A 23997-nucleotide genomic window follows, 5' to 3' on the forward strand; every position below is an offset into this window, starting at 1 on the left:
GCGGTCGGGCTACCGGGACACGCCCCGGTAGCCCGACGCGGAGGTGCCCAACCACTTCTTGAACGTGCGCTGGAAGTGACTCAGTTCCTGATAGCCGACCGTACGGGAGACATCGGTGATCGACATGGTGGTGTTGCGCAGCAGGTGTCCGGCCTCGGTCAGCCGCAGCGCGGTGACGAAGTCGATGAACCGCCAGCCGGTCTCCTGCTTGAAGCGGCGGGAGAAGTGATATTGGCTCATGTACGCACTGCGCGCGACACGACCGAGTGTCAGACCGCTGTCCGCGTAGTTCCCCCGCAGGTACGCCACGGCGGCCCGCATGTTCGGCGAGAGCGTGAGCCGGTCGGTGTCCGGCAGCCGCAGGTCCCGTCCGACCTTCGCGGGCTCGACCGCCGGCTCGACCGGTTGCCGGGTGAGGAAGACCCGCTGGTCGGCGTGGCGGTAGCCGGGCAGCGTCCGGATGAGCTGGTGCGGGGGACGGATCTCGATACCGGCGGGCGCGATCAGCACCCGGCACTGGTGCAGCCAGGGCTGCAGCCGCGGCCAGGTGAACCTGTCGTCCTCCGTGCACAGTTCCGGGGTGAGCACCTCGGCGGCCCGGTCGGCGATCCGTGCCCAGTCCGCCAGGTCGAGCTGCCGCGGCGAGAGCAGGCTGTCGGCGCCCTCGTGCCGCATCCGCGCCACCGTGGCGTAGCTCTCGTCCCCGAGCGACAGCGCGAGGTCGCAGATGCCGTCGTAGGCCCGGCGCTGCAGCCGGCGGTCCACCCGCAGCGTGAACAGGCTTCCGACCATCTCGCAGGCCGTGTGCCAGTCGTCGAACACCACCACCTCGGCCAGCTCGACCTTGGGGCTCGTGTTGAAGTAGGTGGCGAAGTCCATGACGCCCAGCGCCTGCGCGTTGTAGTAGGCGACGATGTCGCTCAGCGAGCTCTGCCCGTGCAGCCGGCGCACCGCCGGCAGCTCCGGCAGCACGCTCGCGTGCGAGAGCACCCGGTCGCTGTCGTCGGTCAAGTAGGCCACGCTGCGTCCCCGTTCGAGCGCGTGACCGGCGACCAGCAGCCCGGTGAGCGAGCGGTCGTGGCCCGCCGGAACGTCCAGCATGACGTCCGCGTCGCCCATTCTGGCGCGGTACGCGTCGAGCACGCGGTGCTCGGACTCACCGAGTTGTCGAGGATCCGTCAAGGCAGCGATCATTTTTCCCCCTTGTGCAGATATAACTCGCTGACCGCGCGCGAAGGCGCCTCCCTGCCGTCGACGGGTGCCCGATCGGCACCACGCCACGGCCTGCTCGAACCGGAGTCGACGGCGATCCCGGTGGCAGCGCGCGGACAGGCCACAGTGCCGAGGGCGATTCCCCGGACGCGAGCAGAACCTCCCCAACGATTCCCGCCGGCCACAGTGTCCCCGGGCGTGAACCCGTTCGATGGTCACATCACGCCGCGAACGCGTCAACCCGCATTTGTGACCCCTGACCACCGCACTTCCCGCCGCGGGCCCCTGATCGTGACGGAGCGTCAGCCGGAGCCGCGGAGAGGTCTCCCGTGTTCGCCGAGGGCGTCACGGTGCCAGTACACCCCGTCAAAGAAGGAGCAGTCATGTATCGCACCCTGATGCGGTCGAAGATCCACCGGGCCACGGTGACGCAGGCCGACCTGCACTACGTCGGCTCGCTGACCATCTGCGCCGACCTGATGGAGGCCGCCGACCTGGTGGCCGGCGAGAAGGTCGACATCGTCGACATCAACAACGGGCAGCGGCTGTCCACCTATGTGATCGAGGGGCCGCGCGGCAGCGGTGTGATCGGCATCAACGGCGCCGCCGCCCGGCTCATCGGCGTCGGCGACCTTGTGATCATCATCGCCTACGCGCAGGTGCACCAGGACGAACTCGGCAAGCTCGAACCCCGGGTGGTCTTCGTCGACGAGAACAACCGGATCCTGCACGAGGGCTCCGATCCGGCCGACGTGCCGGCGGATTCCGGCCTGGTCCGCGGTGACACCCTCGCGAACGGGAGCTGAGCCGGGGTCACCGTAGAACGGATCCACGGGATTTCGCCACGGCGGCCGGCCGGGCCGGGCCGGGCCGGGCCGGGGTGATCGCGGGCGCCGCGATCGCCCCGGCCGGCGCCGGCCGGCCGGCACCGGTCGGCACCCGTCGGCCGGCACCCGTCGGCCGGCACTGGCCGGCACCGGTCGGCCGCCGCGCACGGCTCCGGCCGAATAGGGGGCCGACCGCCGAAGTCCGGGGTCGCCCTCTCTGGTGTTCCGACGCGTCGTCAGTAATATGACAGCCCCTCATGTTCTCCTCAGGAGGCTGTCATGCCCGACCGCTTCGACCTGCCGGCGGACTTCCGCTGGGGTGCAGCCACCGCCGCCTACCAGATCGAGGGGGCGGTGGAGGAGGACGGCCGCGGACCGTCCGTCTGGGACACCTTCGCCGTCCGCCCCGGCGCCGTCCGCGACGGCCACACCGGCGCGGTGGCCTGCGACCACTACCACCGGTACCCCGAGGACATCGCCCTGATGAAGGGCCTCGGACTGGACGGCTACCGCTTCTCCCTCGCCTGGTCCCGCGTCCTGCCCACCGGCGCCGGCGCCGTCAACGAGGCCGGCCTCGCCTTCTACGACCGCCTGGTGGACGCGCTGCTCGACGCGGGCATCACCCCGCTGCCCACCCTCTTCCACTGGGACCTCCCGCAGGCCCTCGAAGACCGCGGCGGCTGGCTGAACCGCGACACCGCGTACCGCTTCGCCGAGTACGCCACCGTCGTGGCCGACCGCCTCGGCGACCGCGTCCCCGCCTGGATCACCCTCAACGAGCCCTTCGTCCACACCGTCTTCGGCTACGCCCTGGGCACCCACGCCCCCGGCCGCACCCTGATGTTCGAAGCCCTCCCCGCCGCCCACCACCAACTCCTCGCCCACGGCCTGGCCGCCTCCGTCCTCCACGACCGCGGCCTGGAGGCGATGCTCTCCAACAACCTCACCCCCGTCGAGCCGGCCTCCTCCGACCCCGCCGACCTCGCCGCCGCAGCCGCCTACGACGCCCTCCACAACCGGCTGTTCACCGACCCCGTCCTCCTCGGCCGCTACCCCGACCTCTCCGCCCTCGGCGTCCCCGACGACATCTTCGGCGCCGTCCACCCCGGAGACCTCGACCTCATCCACACCCCCGGCCTGGACGGCCTCGGCCTCAACTTCTACAACCCCACCCGCGTCGCCGCCCCCACCGAACCAGGCCTGCCCTTCGACCTCGTCGACATCCCCGACGTCCCCCACACCGCCTTCGGCTGGCCCGTCGTCCCCGACGCCCTCCGCCAACTCCTCCTCGGCCTGCGGGACACCTACGGCAAGGCCCTCCCGCCGATCACCATCACCGAGAACGGCTGCTCCGTCACCGAGGAGGCCGTTCCCGACCAGCCCCGCATCGACTTCATGGCCGCCCACCTCGACGCCCTCGCCCGCGCCACCGCCGAAGGCATCGACATCCGCGGCTACTACACCTGGTCCCTCCTCGACAACTTCGAGTGGGCCGAGGGCTACCACCAGCGCTTCGGCCTCGTCCACGTCGACTTCGAGACCCAGCAGCGCACCCCGAAGGCCTCGTACACCTGGTACCGCGACCTGATCGCCGCCCACCGGGCGCGGAATGCGAAGTAGGGGCGGTAACTTTCTTGTGAGATCGTCGACTTGAGAAAGGTCGTGACTGGTAGTTACGGTCGCCCTATAATGACAGTCTGTTCGACGGGCTGAGGGTTGACTCAAAGATTTGGCCTCATGCACGTCGACTTCACCACCCAACGCCGCACGCCGAAAGCCTCGTACGCCTGGTATCGCCAGCTCATCGCGGCCCATCGGGCCCTGCATGCGAGGTAGGCCTTGCGGCGGCTGGGGGTCAAGGGGTTGCAGTTCAGATCCTGTCGTCCCGACAGTGATATCGGATCCCCGCTGACTGGACGGAAGTTTAGGTCGGCGGGGCTTTTTCCGTTTCCGAGGGTGGGTCAGCGCACAAGCCGCAGGTGGCGCGCGGGGGAGTCTAGCGGGACCAGGGACCTCGCGGGGCACGCTCAGGTGGGCGTCAGCGCCTCGCCGGCCAGCTCGATCGAGCGCCTATCCGGGTGCAGGTGCCGCTGAGTCGTCGTGAGCGATCCGTGCCCGGCGATCTTCCGCAGGACGTGCAGCGGGACCCCCGCGTCGGCCATCCATGTCAGCCTGGTGTGGCGGAGGTCGTGGCGGCGCAGGTGCTCGAAGCCGAGCGTGACCACCACTTCGTCCCAGTGCGTCGCGTCCCGCAAGACGACGATGGTGATCCTCCCTCCCCGTGGCCCGGTGAACAGCCGCGCCATCGGGTCCCGGTCGATCACGTCCAGGCGCCAGGTCAGCAGGTCGCGGATCTCTGGGATCACCGGCACGGTCCGGCGCCGCTTGCCCTTGGTCCCCTTGTCCACCAGCCCGCCGGGCCCAGTCGTGGTCTGCCAGCCGCGCGTAACGCGTCGTTCAGTGGGCTGGCCGGGCCCGCACCACCCTTACCAACTACGTCCTCGACCTCGCGGTGATCGATCTATCCGCCGAAGACGACAAGCTCAACTGGGACTGGATCACGGCCCGCCGTGAACCCGGCCGCTCCAACGCCCACGCGTTCGAGCTGGCCCCTGCCGCGTGGCGGGAGTGGGTGAGGCGCGGGCACTCCGTGCTGCCGCGGGTGCGCCGCCGTGTCGCCTGGAGCAGGGAGGGCTGGCTCACCCGGAGGTCCGGCGACGGAGGGACGTCTCGACCTCGGCAGCGGCCTGGCCGGCACCGAACCCGTGGTCCTCGGGCAGGCCAAGTGCGTCAAGCCGGACAGCCTGGTCTCGGCCGAGCAGATCGCCCGGGTCGTGGCCAGGCTCCGCCGCGGATGGATCGGTGTCTACGTGGCCACCGGAGCCTACTCGGAAGCGGCCCAGCTCGAGATGGTTGAGGACCCAGTATCCCGTCGTCCTGATCAATGGTCAGGACCTCGTGAAGGAACTCCGCGAGACCGCTGGCGAGGACCATGGCGGAGACCTGTCGATGTGCTCAACCGGAGGCCCGAAGAGATCTTGTTCGGCTGATGTGCCATCACGATAGGGAAGACGTGCGTCGGTCGTCCGCGCGGCGCCGAAGCGCCATCCGGGAGGCGTGCTGGGCGCGTGGGGCGTGCCCAGCGCAACAACACTCACGTGCACCGATTGCTCCGAAGTAGGCCAGAGGTCGCTCGCCGGAACATTCCACGGGTTGACGCGAGGCATCCTCGGAGATGGTTTTCAAGCTGCAATCTCACCCAGATGTGGTAAGGCTTCTCGCCGTGGCGCCTGTCATGTTATTGATCTACCCTTCGAGTGCAATCAATTCCTGATCTTTTGAGCACCTGTCGACTTAGCTCTGATTATCGAGATCGAGCGGCCTCTGGAGTCGTGGCGTGACGCGCTCTGCTGGCGGATGCTCTCGGGAAGTGCTTCGTTGCAACGGCGGCCATGCGTCGCAGATCGCTTCAATCACGCCAGAAGGAACTAATGTATCGAGTCGTGGCATCTCCGACAGATGTACCTGTTCACCGCAAAATGCGCATCGGTTGAGCTCCGGTCCCCTCGACCGGCAGGGAATGTGCACCTGTCTGTTTGTCAAGTTTGCTTGCGGGGCTCAAAGGACCTCGCTAGGGTTCACGCCCAAGAGCTCGGCTCTCCTGTTGAATTCTTCGCGGGTTGAAGGCGCGTCGATCGCAGGTTCATGACATGCCGGTTGGTCTCCAGGAGATTCCGATATTCCGCACCATCCATTGGGGGTCGTTCACCCTTGTTTGCCGTGCCACCGGATCCCCACGGCGTCGTTGCCGTTGTGGAAGACCTCTCGCGCCGTGTACTGAATGTTTACCGTGCGGACCCAGGCCATGTTCTGGAGCATGCGAACAATGAGCGGCGCATCACGCAGGGCGGGTACGGCGAGCGTCAGCTCTATGAGTTGGTCCAGAACGGTGCCGACGAGAATCTGGAGCGCGCGCCGGGCGCGGACGGAAAGATCCACGTACTGCTGACGGAGACGCACCTCTATTGTGCGAATACCGGGGCTGCGATGACGCCGGAAGGCGCCGACACCATCCTGCGCATGGCAGTGTCACGCAAGCGCACCGGGAAGATCGGACGCTTCGGTGTCGGCGTCAAGTCAGTGTTGAGCGTTTCGGACACGCCACGCTTCTACAGCACTTCGGGGTCGTTCGGGTTTGACAAGGAATGGTCGGCACGGATCATCCGCGAGACCGTGCCGGAACTCACGGCTTTCGACCCCACTCCCGTCCTGCGGATGGCACAGCAGCTGGACCAGGAGACGGATCGTTGTCAGGACGGCCGTCTCGACGAGCTCATGTCGTGGGCGTCGACAACCGTCGTGCTGCCGCTGCAGCAGGGCGCGGCGGACCGGCTCGGGAAGGACATCCTGAACTTCCCCGCACACTTCATGCTCTTCTCCGCCCACGTCGACGAGCTGGTGCTCGAGGACGCTCGCTCGGAGCGCGGAGTCCGCAGGGAGCTCACGCAGGAGGTCGACGGTGACCGTCGTCACCTGCTCGAACGCAGGAACGGCGATCTCCTTCGCAGTGAGCACTGGACCGTCTTCAGCCTCGACCACGAACCGAGCAAGCAAGCCGCGGAGGCTGCAGGCGAGTTGCACGACCGCCCGGTCGTCACCATCTCCTGGGCTGTGCCCGACAAGGCGAACCCGCTGCGGCGGGAGCGCGGCAACTTCTGGGCCTACTTCCCGACCCACTACGACACCACGTTGACTGGAATCATCAACGCGCCGTGGCGAACCCCCGAGGATCGTCAGAATCTCACCAAGAGCACGTTCAACGAAGAGTTGGTCGAGAAGGCTGCGGAGCTCATCGTCGGATCGATCCCCGGCCTCCTGGAGGCCGAGGACCCCGGTTCCCATCTGACCCTTCTCACCGCGCGCGGCCGCGAGGCGTCCCAGTGGGGTGATGCCATGCTAAGCAAGCACGTCCTCGAGACGGCGGCCCGCCGGCGGTCCTTGCCGGATCAGAACGGGGTCCTGAGACTTCCCAAGGAGCTCAAGCTCCATCCCGAGGGCCTCAATCCCGGCTGGCTGGAGGAGTGGGCGAAGCACCCGGGGCGTCCCAGGAACTGGTGCCACCACGGCGTCGAGAGCCGTGAGCGGCGTTCTCGGGCGAGGGAGATCCTCCTCGTGGCTGGCGGCACGGTGGCATCGTTGCGGACCTGGCTGGAGGCCCTGGTCGAGGACCGCTCCGTCGACGGTGCCAAGCATGCGTTGACGATCGCGGCGTCCGTCGTTGAAAAGGGCAGTCAGCAGCAGGCTTGCGAGGTGAGGGCCGCGAAGATCCTTCTCACCGATCGGGGCGACTTCCGCTCGGCCGACGAGGGGTCAGTGTTCCGCCCGCACGGCGGCGGCCGCCTGCCGGACGAGAACATCGTTTACCTGCACGAGTTGATCGCCGAGGATCCCGGCATGCGCGACGCGCTGCAGCAGTTGGGCGTGCAGGAGGCAAATCCGGCAGGGCGCCTCCGAGCTGCTCTGCGCACCGGGTTCTCGCGCTACCGCAACGGCGACTGGGAGGACTTCTGGCGCTTGGTCCGTGCGGTGGAGACCGACGCCGCCGCCGAGATCATCAAGGAGCTCGTGCCCGACCCGCTCAGGACACTCAAGGTGCGCACCGCATCGGGCATGTTCCGTGCCGTGCACGCCGCCCTCCTCGCGGGTCCGGTCGTGCCCGCGGACGCCCGACGGGACCTGACCGTTCTGGTCGACCCGGTCTTCCATGCCGCGGACACGGACCTAATGCGGGCCGTCGGCGCGACCGACCGACCCGTGGCACGCATGGCTCCCCAGGCTGAGGCGTGCTTCGAGGCGTACGGCAAGGTCATGTACAACGCGTACTGCGCCTCGCTTCCCGCAGACAGCACGCGTCCCCGGGCGACGTCGGTATGTCTCCTCGGGACGCCCCCACCGGGTCCTCTCGACCTGATCCGTGAACTCTCCCAGGAGGGAAAGGCGGCCTTCGCGCGGGAGCTCCCCCTGGCCGGGGCCACAGATGAATGGGTGTGCGCGCGTACCTCCGGTCCCGAGGGACGTATGGCGGTCGATTCGCCGCTCATCTGGATGCTCCGCGAGGAGGGTGTGCTGGCGACCACGTTGGGGCACCGGCGTCCTGAGGAGGCCGTCAGTCCCGAGCTGGACGTGGACGGTGCGTTCCTTCCTATCGCCGACATCCGGGTCCAGTACGCGCGGGCCCTCGGCCTGCCCTCGGAGGTCAAGCAGGTGCCGGCGGGGTTGTGGAGCGAGCTCGTCGAGCGTGCCGATTCGGGTACCGACACCGCATTTGTCGGAGGCGCCTACACCTTTCTCCTGCGGTCCGCGCCGTCCGGCGGCCTGGACAGCGGGGGTCACCTTTTCCGCTGCAGTGTGGGCGACGACTGGGACAACACGACGAGCGAGGGTGTGGCCGTCACCGCCGACCGGGAGCAGTACCGGGTGCTCCTGCACGAGCGGGTCCCGGCGCTGCTCGTGCCCTCCGAGGCGGACGCAGAGTTCTTGATCGACCGCCACCGGTTCCGTGCGCCGTCCGACCTGCTGGTCGAGGAGATCCACTCCGTGCCGCTCGAAACGCCGGTCCCGTTGACGGACGTCTTTCCACGCCTTCGTCAGGTGTTGCCCCGTGGTACGGCCTGGAAGCTGGCCCACTGCTCCGACCTGGTCAAGATTGTCCGCCTGCCCGAGGGGCGGGGCCGCAGGGAGGAGCCTCTTTCCGAGGCGCTCGACGGGTACACCGTGTTGCTGGCGGGCGAGCAGGACCAGGAGACGACGCTGCTCGCCGTCGACCGCCTGCTGGGGCTTCGCCTCGGCCCCGACGGCTGCCGCGACCTGCTGGACCAGCAGGCAAAGGACCGTGAGGAGGAGCGCTTCGTCCGTGTGCGCTGGGAGAGCGACCCGGCGCGCAAGTTGTTGCTCGCTCTGGGCGAGAGCGGGCTGGTCGCCGAGTTGCCTCCGGGTCTCGCGCTCGCGGACGCGACGATTCGCGGTGCCCGGACGGACGGTCTTCGGGCTGCACAGCTGCTAATCGCGGCGCACGGCGAGGACGTCCTGCGGGTGCTCTCGTCCGCGCTCACCGAGGCTGGTTTCGATGTCCCGCACACCTGGACCGGTGGACATGCGGCCCGGCGGTTCGTTCGTATCTACGGTTTCCCGGAGTCATGGGCGGGTGATCCTCAGACCTCCAGCTCCCCGGCCCCGTACGAGACCGTTCCTGGCCCGCGGCGGCCACTGGAGCTGCACCTGTATCAGGCCACCCTGGTGGACCGGATGTACGCGCACCTGGCCCAGGACGACGATAAGCGTGCCATGCTGCAGATCCCCACCGGCTCGGGCAAGACACGTATTGCCGCCGAGGCCGGCGTCCGGGCGATCCGCGACGGCCTCCTCACCGGACCGGTGCTATGGATCACGCAGAGTCGGGAACTCGCAGAGCAAGCGATCGAAACCTGGGTCTACGTGTGGCAGGTCTCAGGCTCCCCGCAGCCGCTGCGAATCACCCGCATGTGGGGCGGCATCCCCGACGCCGTGCCCGTCACGGACGGGCCTCAGGTCGTGGTCGCCATCGACGACACGGCCGTCAGGCGCCTGCCCACGGAGAACTACGCCTGGCTGCGCGACTGCTCCCTGGTCGTCGTCGACGAGGCCCACTTCGCGGTGCCTCGCACCTACACCCGCATACTCGACGCGCTCGGTATCAGCCAGCACCGGACCGCCCGCCACCTCGTGGGTCTGACGGCCACTGCCTTCCGTGGGGACAGCGAGGAGGAGACCCGCGCCCTGGCCGCCCGGTTCGGACGCAAGCGACTCGACTACGGCGTGTTCGAGAACGACGACGCCTACGGCCACCTGCAGTCGATCGGTGTCCTTGCCCAGGTCGAGCACGAGGAACTCATGGGCGGCTCCTACGTCCTGAGTCGCGCAGAGGTGGCCGAAATGCAGAAGACGCATGCGATGGCGCTGCCTGCGGAGGCTGTCAGGAGCCTTGCACAGAACGTCGAGCGAACGCGGCGCATTGTGGACCGCATCGAGCAACTCCCCGCCGACTGGCCCGTGCTGGTCTTCGCCACATCGGTTGAGCACGCACAGGTCCTCGCGGCGTTGTTGGAGGACCGCGGCATCAGGGCGGCGTCGATCGACGGACAGACGCCTCCGAGCACCCGGCGGCGACGTGTCGCCGCTTTCAAGGACCGCCGTATCCGGGTACTCACGAACTTCAAGGTGTTGACGCAGGGCTTCGACGCCCCGGCCGTCCGCGCCGTGGTGGTCGCCCGTCCGACGTTTAGCCCGAACACGTACATCCAGATGATCGGCCGCGGACTGCGCGGCAGGCTCAACGGCGGCAAGGACTCCTGTCTGATCCTCAATGTCGCCGACAACATCGAGAACTTCGGCCGCGGACTGGCCCACACGCGAATGGAACACCTGTGGCGCGAGGCATGACCGGGACATCGACGGCGCCGACCGGCGCACAGCTGCGGGTGATCGACCGGCCTGCGGACCGAAAGTCGCTGGTGACCGCCGGTGCGGGCACCGGGAAGACCTTCACGCTTGTCCGCCGAATCGAGCACCTTGTCGCCGAGGGGCTCGGAAGCAGCGAGCTGCTCGTCCTCACCTTCTCCCGCGCCGCGTCCGTGGAACTCCGAGAGCGCCTGCGGTTGCTCGGGGGCCGCTCGCGTCACGTGCGGGTCGCCACCTTCGACGCGTGGGCCCTTCAACTGCTCCGCGAGGCCGCGGGGGACGAGGCGTGGATCGGCAGAACGTTCGACGAAAGGGTCCGGACGGCCACCACGCTGATCGAGAACGAGCAGACCGCCCCTGAATCGCTCGAGGACATCGTCCACGTCCTGGTCGACGAGGTCCAGGACCTCGTCGGCGACCGCCGACGACTCGTGCAGGCCTTTCTGGAGGCCTACGAGTGCGGATTCACCGTCGTTGGTGACGCCGCCCAGGCCATCTACGGATTCCAGGTGACCGACCCGACGGAGCGGGCTGCCGAGACCGGCAGGTTCTTCTCCTGGCTCCGTATCCGGTTCGCTGGTGAACTGGCCGAGTTCACGCTGGACGAGAACTTCCGCGTGGCCTCGGCCGAGGCCGGCTGTGCACGCTCCTACGAAACCCGACTGCGCGTCGCCGGCACGTCCGCCGAGGCCCACGCCATCCATGATGAGCTGCGACTCGAACTGGCTGCTCTGCTCGATCTCGACCCGCAGGTGTCGTACATGCGCAGGCTGCTCGACGACGGGACTGTGCGAACGGCCGTACTGTGCGCCACGAGCGGGGACGCACTGCTCGTCTCGCGCTGGTTCGCCGACCTCGAAATCGAGCACGTCGTCCGTCGCAGCGCGGGCGAGCATGCGGCTCCCGCCTGGATCGCTGGCATCGTCCCGCACCTGGACGGTGCCACGGCCGTGACCGAGGGGAAGTTCGACAGGGCATGGAACGCGCTGCCCGGAGCCGCCGAACCGGACGCCGGGAAGCGGGCCTGGCAGCTGCTGCTGCACACCGCCGGTGACCGCAGCCGTCGGAGCGTCGACCTGGGTCGGCTCCGGCAGGCGGTCGTGAGGGGCGATCTGCCGGACACCCTCACTGTGCAGGACCCGCAAGCCCTGGTCGTCTCGACGTTCCACCGCGCCAAGGGACTCGAGTTCGACCGGGTGCTGATCATCGACCCGGGGCCGCTGGACGACCGGCCCGACCAGGTCGACGCCGACCGCTGCGACGCGGCCCGTGCACTGTACGTGGCCATGACCCGGGCCCGCGAGGAAATCTACCGCCTGGTACCCCCGGACGAGTACGTCACACGGCCGCGCGGGTTCGCCGCAGTGCGCAAGGTCCCAGGCACCGAACGGTGGGGCCGTTACGGCTACAAAGCCCACCAGTGCCTGGGCCTGTCGGCCCTCGTCGGCGATGTCCATCGCGAACACCCCGCAGGGTTGGAGCACCTCGCTTTCGACCCGCCAGGCACCCAGGACTACCTGGCACGTCGGGTCGCCCCCGGCGACGAGGTCCTCTGGAGCCGACTCGACGACGTGCCGGTGGACCACGAGAGTCGCACCGCCCCCGGATACGCCCTCCTCCACGACGACCGGCCGATCGGCGTCGCCTCGCAGACCTTCCGCCGCGACCTCTACCGCTACATGCAGAAGTGGCCCCGACACCAACCTCCCAGCTGGCCCCGCACCATCCACGGGATGCGGATCGACCTCGTCGAGACCGTGGCGGGCGAGGACACTGCCGCCGCCCGAGCAGGCCTCCCCCCGCTCGGACTGTGGCTGGCTCCACGGCCGATCGGGATTGGCAGATTTGAGTACGACCGCAAGGACAAGGACGCATGACGGACGACCACGCCCGGCACTACGACTTCCGCTCCCGGCTGACCGAGCGGCTCACGACCGACCTGCTGGGTCCCCACGGCGACCACCGCGAGGACATCGAGATCATCGACGACTGGCCGGTCACCGCCTACGCCACCGGCGTCCTGTTCCCACAGGTTGAGTACCCCCCGGCCGCGGAGCTGGACGACACGGACCGCCAGGAGCAGGACTTCGATGACATCGACACCACGGTGGCCGTCGACGGGAGCCCGGACCCCGGCATTGCACTCGCCAAGTCTTCCCGCCCCTCGGCCACCGGAATTACCTTCGCCGTCGACCCCGCCCGCAGCCGGCACGTGCGCGTGGAAGCCTTCGCCGCCGTCTACGAGCCGGTGAACGCCGCCGGCGAACGGGTGGTACCCGAACGCGTCGAGCAGCGAAGCACCGAACAACCCGACCTGCGCTGGCGCCGCCGCCCCCTGCAGCTGCCACCCACCGACGTGGACGTCCTCTCCTCTTCTCCCACCGGCGCCCGGCGCCTCCTCGAGAACGGCCTGGTGCTCCGTCTGCAGGTCCGACCGCCTCGAGGCCCGCGGGGAACGGTTGCCGTGACGGTCACCCTCGTCAACACACACACCGCGGAGCAGCAGGAGATCAAGGACCCCAAATGCTTCTTCCAGGTCAGGCTGCGCATCACCGTGCCCGACGGAAGTCCCGCGCTCGTCGAGCGGCCGACCGCCCGTGACCTCGACGACGAGAGCCGCCTCACGCTGCTGCTCCACCGCCACGCCCCGACGTTCGCGGCTGGCCACGGCTGCGCTGCCGCCTGGTCCTGGACCCCCTCGCCAGTCGGCAGCCCCGAACGGCACAACACCCCCGCAGGTGTCAGCTCGGTGTGGACGGAGCACGTCCCTGTGAGCGAGGTCCTGCTGGCTGACTCGAACCCGTCCGTACCAGTGGCGGACCTAGGGATGCAGCGCCTCGAGCAGGCGCCGCTGCCGGAACTACTGTGCTCCCTACGGGAGTTCGTGGGCAGATACGAGGTGTGGATCGGCGGGCGCGCCGCCGACGCCGAGCTGCTGCGCGGCGGGATCCACGGGGACCCCACCTCCATGCGCCTTGCCGGGGAGCAGCTCGATCGCTGCAGGACCGTGCAGCGGCGGATGAGCGCCGGGATCGACCTGCTCGAACGGGACCCGCTGGCGCTCGAGGCGTTTCGGCTCGCCAACCGTGTCATGGCGCTGCAACGCGGCAGAAGTCAGTGGATCAAGAAGGGCAGGGCGGGCACTCCCGTGCCCGAAGGCACCTGGCGTCCTTTCCAACTCGGCTTCATCTTGCTGTGCCTTAACAGTGTTGTGGATGCCGCGCACCCGGAGCGGGACCTCGCAGACCTTCTCTGGTTCCCGACCGGTGGCGGTAAAACGGAGGCGTATCTCGGACTGATCGCCTTCACCGTCTTCCACCGCAGACTTCGGTCCCACTCCGCGAACGGCCACCCCGACGCCGGCGCCGGGGTGGCCGTACTCATGCGGTACACCCTGCGACTGCTCACCCTCCAGCAGTTCGAACGCGCAGCCCTTCTGATCTGTGCGATGGACACCGTGCGCGGCCAACAGAAGGACCGTCTGGGCCGTGAACCGATCTCGATCGGCATGTGGGTGGGAAAGGCGGCCACCCCGAACAGCCTCAAGGACGCCGCCAAGGCGCTGCGGAAACTGGAACGAGGCGAGGCACTCCAGGACGAGAACCCGGTCCAGCTCAAGCACTGTCCCTGGTGCGCCACCCCCCTGCTGGTCCGCAACCACAAGGTCGACGCGCGTGGCAAGGGCATGGTCATCCACTGCGACAACCACGACTGCGACTTCGCCGACGGGCTCCCCGTGCACGTCGTCGACACCGAGCTCTACCGGGTCCAGCCCTCACTGGTGATCGCCACCGCCGACAAGTTCGCCCGCATCGCCTGGCGCGACGACGTCGCCGCCCTGTTCAACCTGGACGAGCGACGGCGCGCCCAGAAATGTCCTCCGCCGGAACTGATCATCCAGGACGAACTCCACCTGATCTCCGGACCGCTCGGCACGCTCGCCGGTCTCTACGAGGCAGCCATCGACATCGCATGTGCACGCCCGAAGATCATCGCCTCGACCGCGACCATCCGCCGCGCCCAGGATCAGGGCAGAGCACTGTTCGACCGCACTGTGGCACAGTTCCCGCCGTCCGGTCTCGACGCACGCGACTCGTGGTTCGCCGTCGAGGCCTCCAGTGACCGGAAGCCCTCACGCCTCTACGTCGGGCTGCTCGCACCCGGCCTGTCCCAGGCGACACTCCTGATCCGGGCCTACGCATCCCTCCTCCACAACGCCCAGCACCTCCAGTGCCATGACGAAGCGGTGCGTGACACCTACTGGACCCTGCTCGGCTACTTCAACAGCCTTCGGCTGCTGGGCGCCGCCGAACTGCAGGTCCACGCCGACGTCAACGAACGACTTCGGACCCTGGCCGTTCGGGACCAGGCGACACCACGGCAAGTCCTTCCCACCGAGATCACGAGCCGAGTGCCCTCCAGCGATCTCCCGGGACTTCTTGCCGCACTCGGCCGCTCACTCGACACCGGGCAGGCCCTGGACGTCCCGCTCGCCACCAACATCATCTCCGTCGGTGTCGACTTCGACCGCCTCGGCCTCATGGCCGTCACCGGACAACCACAGACCACCGCCGAATACATTCAGGCCACCAGCCGCGTCGGCCGAGCCCACCCCGGACTCGTCGTCACCCTGTTCAACGCCGCTCGCTCCAGAGACCTGTCCCACTACGAGAACTTCGTCAGCTACCACTCCGCGCTCTACCGCCAGGTCGAATCGACCAGCGTGACACCCTTCGCAGCCCGCGCCCGGGACAAGGCCCTGCACGCCGTATTCGTCGGACTTCTCCGCCTCACCCACCCGGAGATCAGGGACAACTCGGACGCCAAGGATGTAGCGGCCTTCACCCGCCAATTCGACTCCGTTCGCGAGCAGCTGGTGCGCCGCATCCGACGCCTCACACCCTCCGAAGCCGACCACGCGGACAACGAGATCCGTGCCTTCGTCGACCACTGGCACAAACTCGTCGAAACCAACGACGACTTGCTCTACGAGGCACCCTTCGAATTCACGGCCAACCCCCGCCGCAGGCCCGACCGCGCGCTGCTGCGCACCCACGAGGACCATGACCTCACCAAGGCCCGCCCCACCCTCTGGAGCCTGCGCGACGTGGACGTCGAGTCCCACTTGTACCTGGAGAGCTGATATGCCTCGCAGAACCACCTCCGACGCGGCATCCGCCGGCGACGAGCGCAAGCGCCCCTCCGTCGGGTCCGTGCGCCGTGCCCAACAGATCACCACGTACGGCGTCGGCGGCCTGATCGCCGTCGCCGACCAGTCCTACATCGTCAGCGGCCTGGACACCTGGGACGTCACCGGTGAACCCGACCTGAGAGACCGGCGACTCGAACCGATGCTGTACGTCCACGGCTTCCGTCGTCCACCTGCGACGCGCGTCCCCACGGGGCGGGGCGTCCGGGTACGACGCTTCCCGATGACGTACTCCTGCTCGAAGTGCCACGCCCTCGGGCCCTTCCGCGACCTCACTGCCCGGCCGGACGACAACAGGTGTGCGCACTGCGGCGTCCCGCTGGTGCCCTCCCGCTTCATGGTCGCCTGCGACAATGGGCACCTCGACGAGTTCCCCTACTGGGACTGGGTCCACGCCGACCCGCAGAACCCGAGGAGCGCTGGCCACTCCTGCTCACGGACCTCGGAGGACCTGACCCTCGAGACCGACGGACGCACCGCAAGCCTGCGGAGCATCGTCATCGGTTGCAGCTGCGGCCGGAAGGCTTCCATGGAGGGTGCCTTCGGTAAGACGGCCCTCCCCCGCCTGCGCATCCGGTGCCGCGGCACCCGCCCCTGGCTCGGACGCGACGCCGCCGAGAGAGGATGCACTCGACCGCTGCGGACACTCCAACGTGGTTCCTCGGCATCATGGTTCGCGGACCTGAAATCGGCCCTGTCCATCCCACCGTGGCACACGGAACTGATGGAACTGGTAGAGGCCGACCGCAAGCACCTCGTCGGCAAGAGCGATGAACGGGTCGAGGAGTACGCCGAGGACGAGGGCTGGCTTACCGATGGCCGCTACTCGCTGTCACAGGTGCTCCGGACTGTCCGCACCATCGAGAACGCGACCCGGCCCGAACCCACCGAGGACGCCGAGGACGAGGTCCGGTTCGCCGCGAGCGAGCTCCTCCGCCAGGAGGAGTACGAGCAGCTCCGAAAGATCACAGAGGACACCCCCGAGAACAAACACTTCGTGTGCGAGCCAGCCAAGGGCGACGGAACCGACATTCCGGGCCTCGACCAAGTGATGCTGGTCAAGCGACTCCGTGAGGTGCGCGCCCTCACCGGCTTCACCCGCCTCCGCCCCCCGCAGGGCTCGAAGGCCGACAGTGACCGAATCGGCAGCCTGAGCAAGAATCCCGACCTCGAATGGCTGCCGGCAATCGATGTCGTGGGCGAGGGCGTCTTTCTAACCCTGAACCCGGCCCAACTCGAGAGATGGGAAACCAAACTCGCCCGCACCGAGGACAAACGCATCACCCGCCTGCGCGCCGCCCACGAGCAGACGCTGCGCGACCAGGAGTGGGACGACCCACGGTCACCTTTGAGCTCACGATTCGTCTTGATCCACACCCTCGCACACGTCCTCATCAACGAATGGAGCCTCGACTGCGGCTACCCCGCGGCCTCCCTGCGCGAACGCCTCTACGTCAACGACGACATGTGTGGCGTCCTGATCTATACCGCATCGAGCGACTCGGCAGGCAGCCTCGGCGGCATCGTCGCCCAGGGCGAACGGTCCCGTCTCGCGGACTCCCTCGCCCAGGCCCTCGAACGCGCTTCCTGGTGTTCCTCCGACCCCCTCTGCATGGAAACCGAGGTAGGCGGCGTCCGTGGCCTGAACCTCGCCGCGTGCCACACCTGTGTTCTCCTGCCGGAGACAAGCTGCGAGATGAACAACACCTTTCTCGATCGTGCCCACCTCATTGGCGCGCAGGAAGGCGACTTCCCAGGCTACTGGGCTTGAACTCGACTTGTGTGCACGTGCCATCGCGGCAGTAAGACGCCACGGCCATGTATTCGCGCGTGGCCAAGGGCACCGACTCGGCGCGGTGGGGTGGCTAACCCTAGAGTGGGCCGCCGCGCGGGACCAGAGCGGGACCACACGTTGTGAGCGGGCAGGGGCGGCGGGCGCCAAGTCGGCTCCTTTGCTGTGCAGTTGGAGGGCTCTGGGCTGCGAAGATGGGTTCCGGCGCGATCTGGGGGGCAACGGGTTCAGTTCCGCCGCGCTGGCGGCCGGGGCGCCTCTGCTTCACGTTGCTGCTGGGTCCGCTGCGAGGCGCAGGTTGTCGGGCGGCAGTGGGGCTGCAGAGGGTCGCGACTACAATGACACCCTGTTCGACGGGCCGAGGGCTACCACCAGCGCTTCGGCCTCGTCCACGTCGACTTCGCGACGCAGCGGCGCACCCCGAAGGCCTCGTACACCTGGTACCGCGACCTGATCGCCGCCCACCGGGCGCGTCGCTCAATGTAGTTGGTCCTTCAACTGCTGCGGGACGTGCGGTCCCTCGGCGTCGGCCGAGAGGCCATCAGGTTCAGGGCGCCCGCTCGACCCGAGCGGGCGCCCGCCGCCGTGTCCCGGTACCTGCGCGAGGACGAGCGGATCCACATCGCCGACCGGCTGCGCGAGAAGGCGATGATTCGGGCGATCGCCGGCGAGCTGGGCCGCAGCCCGTCCACGGTCAGCCGTGAAATCAGACGCAACAGCCCTCCGGGCAACGGCAGTTACCGGCCCCATGCCGCGCAGGCGTGCGCCGATGCCCGTCGGCCTCGGCTCAAGCCCGGCAAGATCGCGAGGAACCCGCGGCTGCGGGACTTCATCCAGAACCACCTGGACCGGACGTGGAGTTCGGAGCAGATCTGCCAGGCTCTGCGGGAAACCTTTCCCGAACGGCCGGAGATGCACGCGGTCCACGAGACGGTCTACCAGGCCCTCTACGTCCAAGGACGCGGCAAGCTCCGCCGCGAACTGGCGGGAGCCCTGCGCAGCGGCCGTGCCCGTCGCAAGCCCCATCGGCGGGGATCAGGCGGGCAGGACCGGCGAAGCCCCGTGCGTTGGGCCGTCAGTCGGTCTGCAGGGCCCGGCCGGGGTGGTAGGCGGTGAGCAGTAGGGCGATGTCGTCGGAACGGTGCGGGGAGCGCCGGGCTTTGCGCAGGAGTTGATCGGCCAGTTCGTCGAGGCTTCCGGCGCGGGCGTGGGCCAGTGAGGTGCGCAGGTCGTCGATGCCCAGATCGATGTCCCTGTCGCGTTCCTCGACGAGGCCGTCGGTGTAGAGGGCGAGGACCGACCCTCGGGGAAGGTACAGCTCCGTCTCCGGATAGCTGCTGGTGCCGTCGACGCCGAGGAGCGGGCCGCCTTCCAACTCGAGCACCTCGGTGCTGCCATCGGGACGGCGTAGCAAGGGCGGACAGTGCCCGGCGCGGACGGCGCGGGCGCGGTCGTTGTCGGGCTCGATACGGATGTAGCAGCAGCTGGCGAGCAGGTCGGGACCGAGGTCGACCAGGAGCCGGTTGGTTCCGGCCAGGACGGCGCTCGGTGAGTGACCGGCCGTGGCGAAGGCCCGCACGGCGCTGCGCATCTGGCCCATGGTGCCGGCTGCGGCGACGCTGTGGCCCTCGACGTCTCCGATCACGAGGGCTACGGCGTTCCCGGTGGGGATCACGTCGTACCAGTCGCCCCCGATGTCCATCCCGCTGGTGCCGGGCAGGTAACGGCCGGTGGTGCGGATGCCCGGCAGGGCGGGCAGGCGGTGGGGCAGGAGTGCGTGTTGCAGGCCGTGGGCGAGGGCGGACTTCGCGTCGTAGAGTCGGGCGCGTTCGAGTGCTTGGGCGATCAGACCGCTGAGCGCCGTCAGGATGCCCTGGTCCTTGGCGGTGAATCGGTGGATCTCGTCGAAGCCGAGGATGCAGGTGCCGACTGGGCGGTTGGAGGCGATCAGCGGTAGGTAGACCCAGGCCCCGACGTCGTCCATGGTGTGAGCCGGACAGGCACCGGTGAAGTCCTGCCGGGACTCGAGGAACAGGGGGACGCCGGAGGCGAGCGTCTCCGTTCCGGGCAGCGGAGTATCGAGCGGTTTGCCTTCCAGCCAGTGCAGGAAGCGGTCATGGTGGCCGGTGTGGAAGAGCAGGTGCAGACGGCCGTCGTTGATCACGTAGATGGCCAGGTGCTGTCCGTCGAAGGTCGGCAGGAGCTGGTCGGCGACGACGTCGCACACCTCGATCGTGCTCACCGCTTCGGTCAGCGCGCTGCTGAGCTGCAGTACCCGGTAGATGGCGCCCAGACGCGCGGGCTCCGCGTGGCCCGGCTGCGGGCTCGGCGCGGTCGACCCGGGTCCGGGAGCGGACGAAGGGGTGGTCGCTGCCCAGGACCCCTCCGCTGCCCAGGCCCCCTCCGCTGCCCCGGAACCCCGTGCTGCCCAGGATCCCTTCGGTGGTCCGGACGCGTGGGGCGGTCCGGAGAACGTCACCCTGCCGGTCACGCCGTTCGCATCGGGGTGGAGGGAGAAGGCGAGCCAGCGGTCCGGTGGGCGCCTGACCAGGAAGGCAGTGGGCTGCTGGGAGACCATCGCGGCTCGGTGCCGGTCCTCGAAGACGGGATCGGACAGCCATGGGAGGACATCCCACAGGCAGCGGCCGAGCAGTTCCCCGCCGGGCGCCCCCAGCAACACCTCCAGGCTGCGATTGGCGTACGCGACACGTCCGTCCGGATCGAGGGAGAAGAGTCCGTCCCGGAGCCGTTCCACGGCGGTGACGGCTGCGGCGCCGGCTCCGGCGTCGAGCACGCTGCCGACCAGGTGGGTCCGGACCTCCTTCCCGGGCGCCTCCGGCACGCGCCCCCACAGCTCGACGATGCGGTACCCGTCAGCGGTGCGGATGCGCAGTCGGCGGGCGACCACTCTGCCGTCCGCGCCGGCCGCCCGGGCCGCGGCCCGGAGCGAGACCCGGTCGCCCGGGTGGAGCCGGGAAGCCAGCGTCTCGGCCCGTCCGTCGAAGGCGGCGGGCGTGAGACCGAAGATCGCGCAGAGCTCGTCGTCGGCGACCACGGTCCCGGTGTCGAGCTGCCAGTCGAACAGGCCGACCCGCACTGCCGGCGCGGTGGGCGCCGGGACCTCGATGGGCACCGTCGCGGCGTCGTACGCGAAGGCGACCCCACGGGCTCGAACGTCGGCGAGGGCTGCGCCGAGCCGGTTGGCGATGGCCCGCAGGTGGCGGAGCTGGGCCCTCGACAGCCCTGCGTGCCCGGGTGGCGCCGGCCATACCACCGCCAGTGCTCCCAGACTCTCCTGCCCGGCCCTCACCGGCACCGACGCCGAGCCGAATGCGTACGGCAGGGCCACCGCGAGCTGCGGATAACGTCGCATTGTCTCGTCGGCGCCGGCCAGATGGACTGTCCGGCCCGACCGGTGGGCGACCGCCACCGGAATGGGGCTGTTGACCGGGATGAGCCGCCAGCCGCCGAGCAGGGACGGCGGCGCACCGCAGGTGGCGGCCAGCACGATCGAACGGCCGTCCCGGGAGCGCAGGAAGACGCTCCCGGCATGGGCGGCGGTCTCCTCGATGGCCCTGACCACGGCAGTCACCAGGGCGTCTTCGCGGTCCGCCGCCGCACCGTCGGCCGCCCCGGCCCTGGCCGCCGGTCCGCGTCGTCCGGAATCCGTGGTGGCTCCCGTGTTCGGGTACGGCGCCGCGTCGCTCCCGACGGGTGGCGCCGGCGGGTCCACCGGCTCGTGCCGACTCATGCTTCCCGATCTACGTCCCGACGGCGCCGCTGTCAAGGCCGACCGGGTGATGATCATGGAACGACGGAGGACGTCGTCGCGGGGCACCGTTCGGGGCCCGGACGGCCGGCCCGTGCGGTACCCGCGACGGTGGTGCCGGCCCGACCGGGGCGGTGCCTGCCCGGCGCCCGACGGGCCCCTCGACCAGTGGAAGCCCTCCGCGGGCCGGAGGGGCTATGGTCGAATACATGGGAGAGCGACAGGTCGCACCCATTGCGCCGGACCTGGTAATGACGACTGCCGGCGGCTCGCGGGTCCTCACCCCGAGCCGCTCGTACCACGTTGGCCGCGACCCGGTCAGCGAGATCCCGCTCAGTGACCCCCGGGTGTCATGGCACCACGCGGTGCTGCACCTCGGCGACGGACACTGGATGCTGGACGATCTGGACAGCGACAACGGCACCTGGTCCGGGGGCCACCGGATCTCGCGCCTCGATCTCGGTGACCTCGGCACCGACAGTGTCATCCGGTTCGGCAGCCCCGGCGACGGCCCGGAGGTGGAGCTCGCCTTGGCACCCCCGCAGCAGTCAGCCGTCCCGCGTCCCACTGCGCTGACTGCGATCACCGGCTCGTACCGGCCGCCCACCGGCATCCATCCGCTGATCGCCCGCACCCTGCGGATCGGCCGCGCACCCGACAACGACCTGGTCCTGGCCGACATCGAGGTTTCCCGCCACCACGCCGAACTGCACACCACCGCCGACGGCCGGTACGCGATCACCGATCTGCACAGCCACAACGGCACCTACCTCAACGGTCAACCGGTGGTGGAGGCCGTGATCGGCCCGGGAGACCTGCTGGGCATCGGCCACTCGGAGTTCTGCCTGGTCGACGGCGAACTCCAGGAGTTCGTCGACACCGGCGACATCACCCTCGACGTGGCCGATCTGGTGGTCACGGTCGGCGACGCCCGGCTGCTCGACGGGATCAGCTTTCCGGTCGGCCTGGACTGCCTGCTGGCGGTCACCGGTCCGAGCGGCTCGGGCAAGTCGACCCTGCTGAACGCGCTCACCGGGCTGCGGCCCGCCGACGGTGGCACGGTGCGTTACGACGGTCGCGACCTCTACCGCGACTACGCCGAACTGCGCCACCGGATCGGCTTGGTGCCGCAGGACGACATCCTGCACACTCAGCTGACCGTCCGGCGCGCGCTCGGCTACGCCGCCGAACTGCGCTTCCCCGGCGACACCGGGGCGGCCGAGCGGAACGCCCGGGTCGACGAGGTGATCGCCGAACTGGGCCTGGAGAAGCGGGCCGACCTGCGGGTCGCCAGCCTCTCCGGCGGCCAGCGCAAGCGGGTCAGTGTGGCACTGGAACTGCTCACCAAGCCGTCGCTGCTCTTCCTCGACGAGCCGACCTCCGGCCTGGACCCGGGGATGGACCGCTCGGTGATGCAGATGCTCCGGGACCTGGCGGACGACGGTCGCACCGTCGTCGTGGTGACGCACAGCGTGCTGAGCCTCGATCTCTGTGACCGTCTGCTGATGCTCGCCCCGGGCGGTCGCACCGCGTACTACGGGCCGCCCGGCGACGCTCTGGAGTACTTCGGGTGCTCGCAGTGGCCGCAAGTGTTCGAGAACTTCGAGACCCAGGAGGACCGCGACTGGATGGGCGAGTACCGGGCTTCGCCCGCGTACCGCCGGTACATCGACCCCGTGGAACGGCCCCGAGCCCCGGTCGCGCCGTCGGGGCCGGCCGAGTCGGACGGAATGCCGCCATCGGGGGCGGCCGGGCGCAGTGGTGTGCCCTCTGCACCGTCCGGGCAGCGCAGCCCGAGGTCCCCGCGGCCCGCGCGACGCCGTGCCTGGCCCGTACCGGTCGAGCCGCCCCCTCAGCCGCAGCGCTGGGACCGCCAGTTGGGCACCCTGGTGCGCCGCTACACCGCCGCACTGGCCGCCGACCGCACCTTCGCGGTGATCATGATCGCGCTGCCGTTCGTGATGGGCGTGCTGGCCCGGGCGTTGGCCGGCGGCAGGCTCACCGACAGCAGTGTGTTCAGTGCGCTGTTGATCCTCTGCGTCGGCGGGGTGCTCACCGGTGCCGCCAACGCGGTCCGCGAGCTGGTCAAGGAGCGGGTGATCTACCGGCGGGAGCGCGCCGTCGGGCTCTCCCGATCGGCGTACCTCTGCTCGAAGGTGGTGGTGCTCGGCACGGTCACGGTGGTTCAGGCCGTGGTGCTCACCATGGTCGCGTTGGCGGGAGTGCGGCTCAGACCCGAGGGTGGCAGCGGGGTCTTCCTGCCGCCGCTCGCCGAGATCGTCATCGTGATGGCGCTGCTCGCCGTCGCCGGAATGATGCTGGGACTGCTGATCTCGGCGCTGGTCGGCAAGGAAGAGGCCACCATGCCGCTGCTGGTGCTGCTGGCCATCGTGCAGGTCGTCTTCACCGGCACCCAGCTGCGCCTGTACGGGGTGCTGGGACTCGAACAGCTCTCCTGGCTGATGCCGTCCCGCTGGGCGATGGCGGCGATGGCCGCCACCGTCGATCTGCACGCCATCTCGCCCGGCAACAACCTGGCGGCCGATCCGCTGTTCCGGCACAGCGCGGGGACCTGGCTGCTGAGTACCGGAATGCTGCTGGTGCTCAGCCTGGCCTACGGCCTGGTGGTCTACTGGCTGCTGCGGCGGACCGAGCCGGCGGTCATGCGTCGGGCCCGGAAGGTCGGCTGACG

Annotated in this window: 12 protein-coding genes and 2 pseudogenes; 11 read left to right on the forward strand and 3 right to left on the reverse strand. The window is 69.1% G+C overall.

The window, feature by feature from the left end:
- Positions 1-9: 9 nt before the first annotated feature.
- Complete coding sequence (locus ACFVUY_RS07935; protein ID WP_387689998.1) at positions 10-1182, reverse strand: helix-turn-helix transcriptional regulator; 1173 nt, start codon at positions 1180-1182, stop codon at positions 10-12.
- Between the two features lie 413 nt (positions 1183-1595).
- Here ACFVUY_RS07935 and panD point away from each other — a divergent pair, with 413 nt between their 5' ends.
- The 3 genes from panD (at position 1596) to ACFVUY_RS07950 (ending at position 3875) form a co-directional block, all read left to right on the forward strand.
- Positions 1596-2018, forward strand: a complete 423-nt coding sequence (gene panD / locus ACFVUY_RS07940) for an aspartate 1-decarboxylase (protein WP_387690000.1) — start codon at positions 1596-1598, stop codon at positions 2016-2018.
- Between the two features lie 300 nt (positions 2019-2318).
- The gene (locus ACFVUY_RS07945; protein ID WP_387728145.1) at positions 2319-3659 is read left to right on the forward strand and encodes a GH1 family beta-glucosidase; all 1341 of its coding nucleotides are present in this window, start codon (positions 2319-2321) and stop codon (positions 3657-3659) included.
- A gap of 96 nt (positions 3660-3755) precedes the next feature.
- A complete protein-coding gene (locus ACFVUY_RS07950; protein ID WP_387728147.1) occupies positions 3756-3875 on the forward strand; it encodes a family 1 glycosylhydrolase in 120 nt (39 codons plus the stop codon).
- Between the two features lie 191 nt (positions 3876-4066).
- On the opposite strand, the gene ACFVUY_RS07955 is transcribed toward ACFVUY_RS07950, so the two are convergent.
- Positions 4067-4447, reverse strand: coding sequence for a tyrosine-type recombinase/integrase (locus ACFVUY_RS07955; RefSeq protein WP_387728149.1), 381 nt, complete (start codon positions 4445-4447; stop codon positions 4067-4069).
- 104 nt (positions 4448-4551) lie between these two features.
- On the opposite strand from ACFVUY_RS07955, the gene ACFVUY_RS07960 reads away from it, so the two are divergent.
- The 7 genes and pseudogenes from ACFVUY_RS07960 to ACFVUY_RS07990 all read left to right on the forward strand — a co-directional run.
- Entirely contained in the window at positions 4552-4956 is a 405-nt protein-coding gene (locus ACFVUY_RS07960) for a hypothetical protein (RefSeq protein ID WP_387728151.1), read from the forward strand.
- Between the two features lie 863 nt (positions 4957-5819).
- Positions 5820-10517: a helicase-related protein gene (locus ACFVUY_RS07965; protein ID WP_387728153.1), complete on the forward strand. Its 4698-nt coding sequence runs from the start codon at positions 5820-5822 to the stop codon at positions 10515-10517.
- Entirely contained in the window at positions 10514-12412 is a 1899-nt protein-coding gene (locus tag ACFVUY_RS07970; RefSeq protein WP_387728155.1) for a UvrD-helicase domain-containing protein, read from the forward strand. Before ACFVUY_RS07965 ends, ACFVUY_RS07970 begins: the two co-directional genes overlap by 4 nt.
- Positions 12409-15678, forward strand: coding sequence for a DNA helicase (locus ACFVUY_RS07975; protein WP_387728157.1), 3270 nt, complete (start codon positions 12409-12411; stop codon positions 15676-15678). The genes ACFVUY_RS07970 and ACFVUY_RS07975 overlap by 4 nt, the downstream gene beginning before the upstream one ends.
- 1 nt (position 15679) lies before the next feature.
- The gene (drmB, locus tag ACFVUY_RS07980; protein ID WP_387728159.1) at positions 15680-17515 is read left to right on the forward strand and encodes a DrmB family protein; all 1836 of its coding nucleotides are present in this window, start codon (positions 15680-15682) and stop codon (positions 17513-17515) included.
- 378 nt (positions 17516-17893) lie between these two features.
- A pseudogene (locus ACFVUY_RS07985) lies at positions 17894-18022 on the forward strand (family 1 glycosylhydrolase); the annotation flags it as partial.
- A gap of 57 nt (positions 18023-18079) precedes the next feature.
- A pseudogene (locus ACFVUY_RS07990) lies at positions 18080-18589 on the forward strand (transposase); the annotation flags it as partial.
- 22 nt (positions 18590-18611) lie between these two features.
- Here ACFVUY_RS07990 and ACFVUY_RS07995 read toward each other — a convergent pair.
- Positions 18612-21128, reverse strand: coding sequence for a SpoIIE family protein phosphatase (locus tag ACFVUY_RS07995; protein ID WP_387728161.1), 2517 nt, complete (start codon positions 21126-21128; stop codon positions 18612-18614).
- Between the two features lie 386 nt (positions 21129-21514).
- Between ACFVUY_RS07995 and ACFVUY_RS08000 the strand changes: the two genes are divergently transcribed.
- On the forward strand, positions 21515-23995 hold the full coding sequence (locus ACFVUY_RS08000) for an FHA domain-containing protein (protein ID WP_387728163.1): 2481 nt from the start codon (positions 21515-21517) through the stop codon (positions 23993-23995).
- Positions 23996-23997 lie beyond the last annotated feature (2 nt).

The sequence above is a fragment of the Kitasatospora sp. NPDC058063 genome (assembly GCF_042885395.1).
Classification (GTDB): domain Bacteria; phylum Actinomycetota; class Actinomycetes; order Streptomycetales; family Streptomycetaceae; genus Kitasatospora; species Kitasatospora lactacystinica.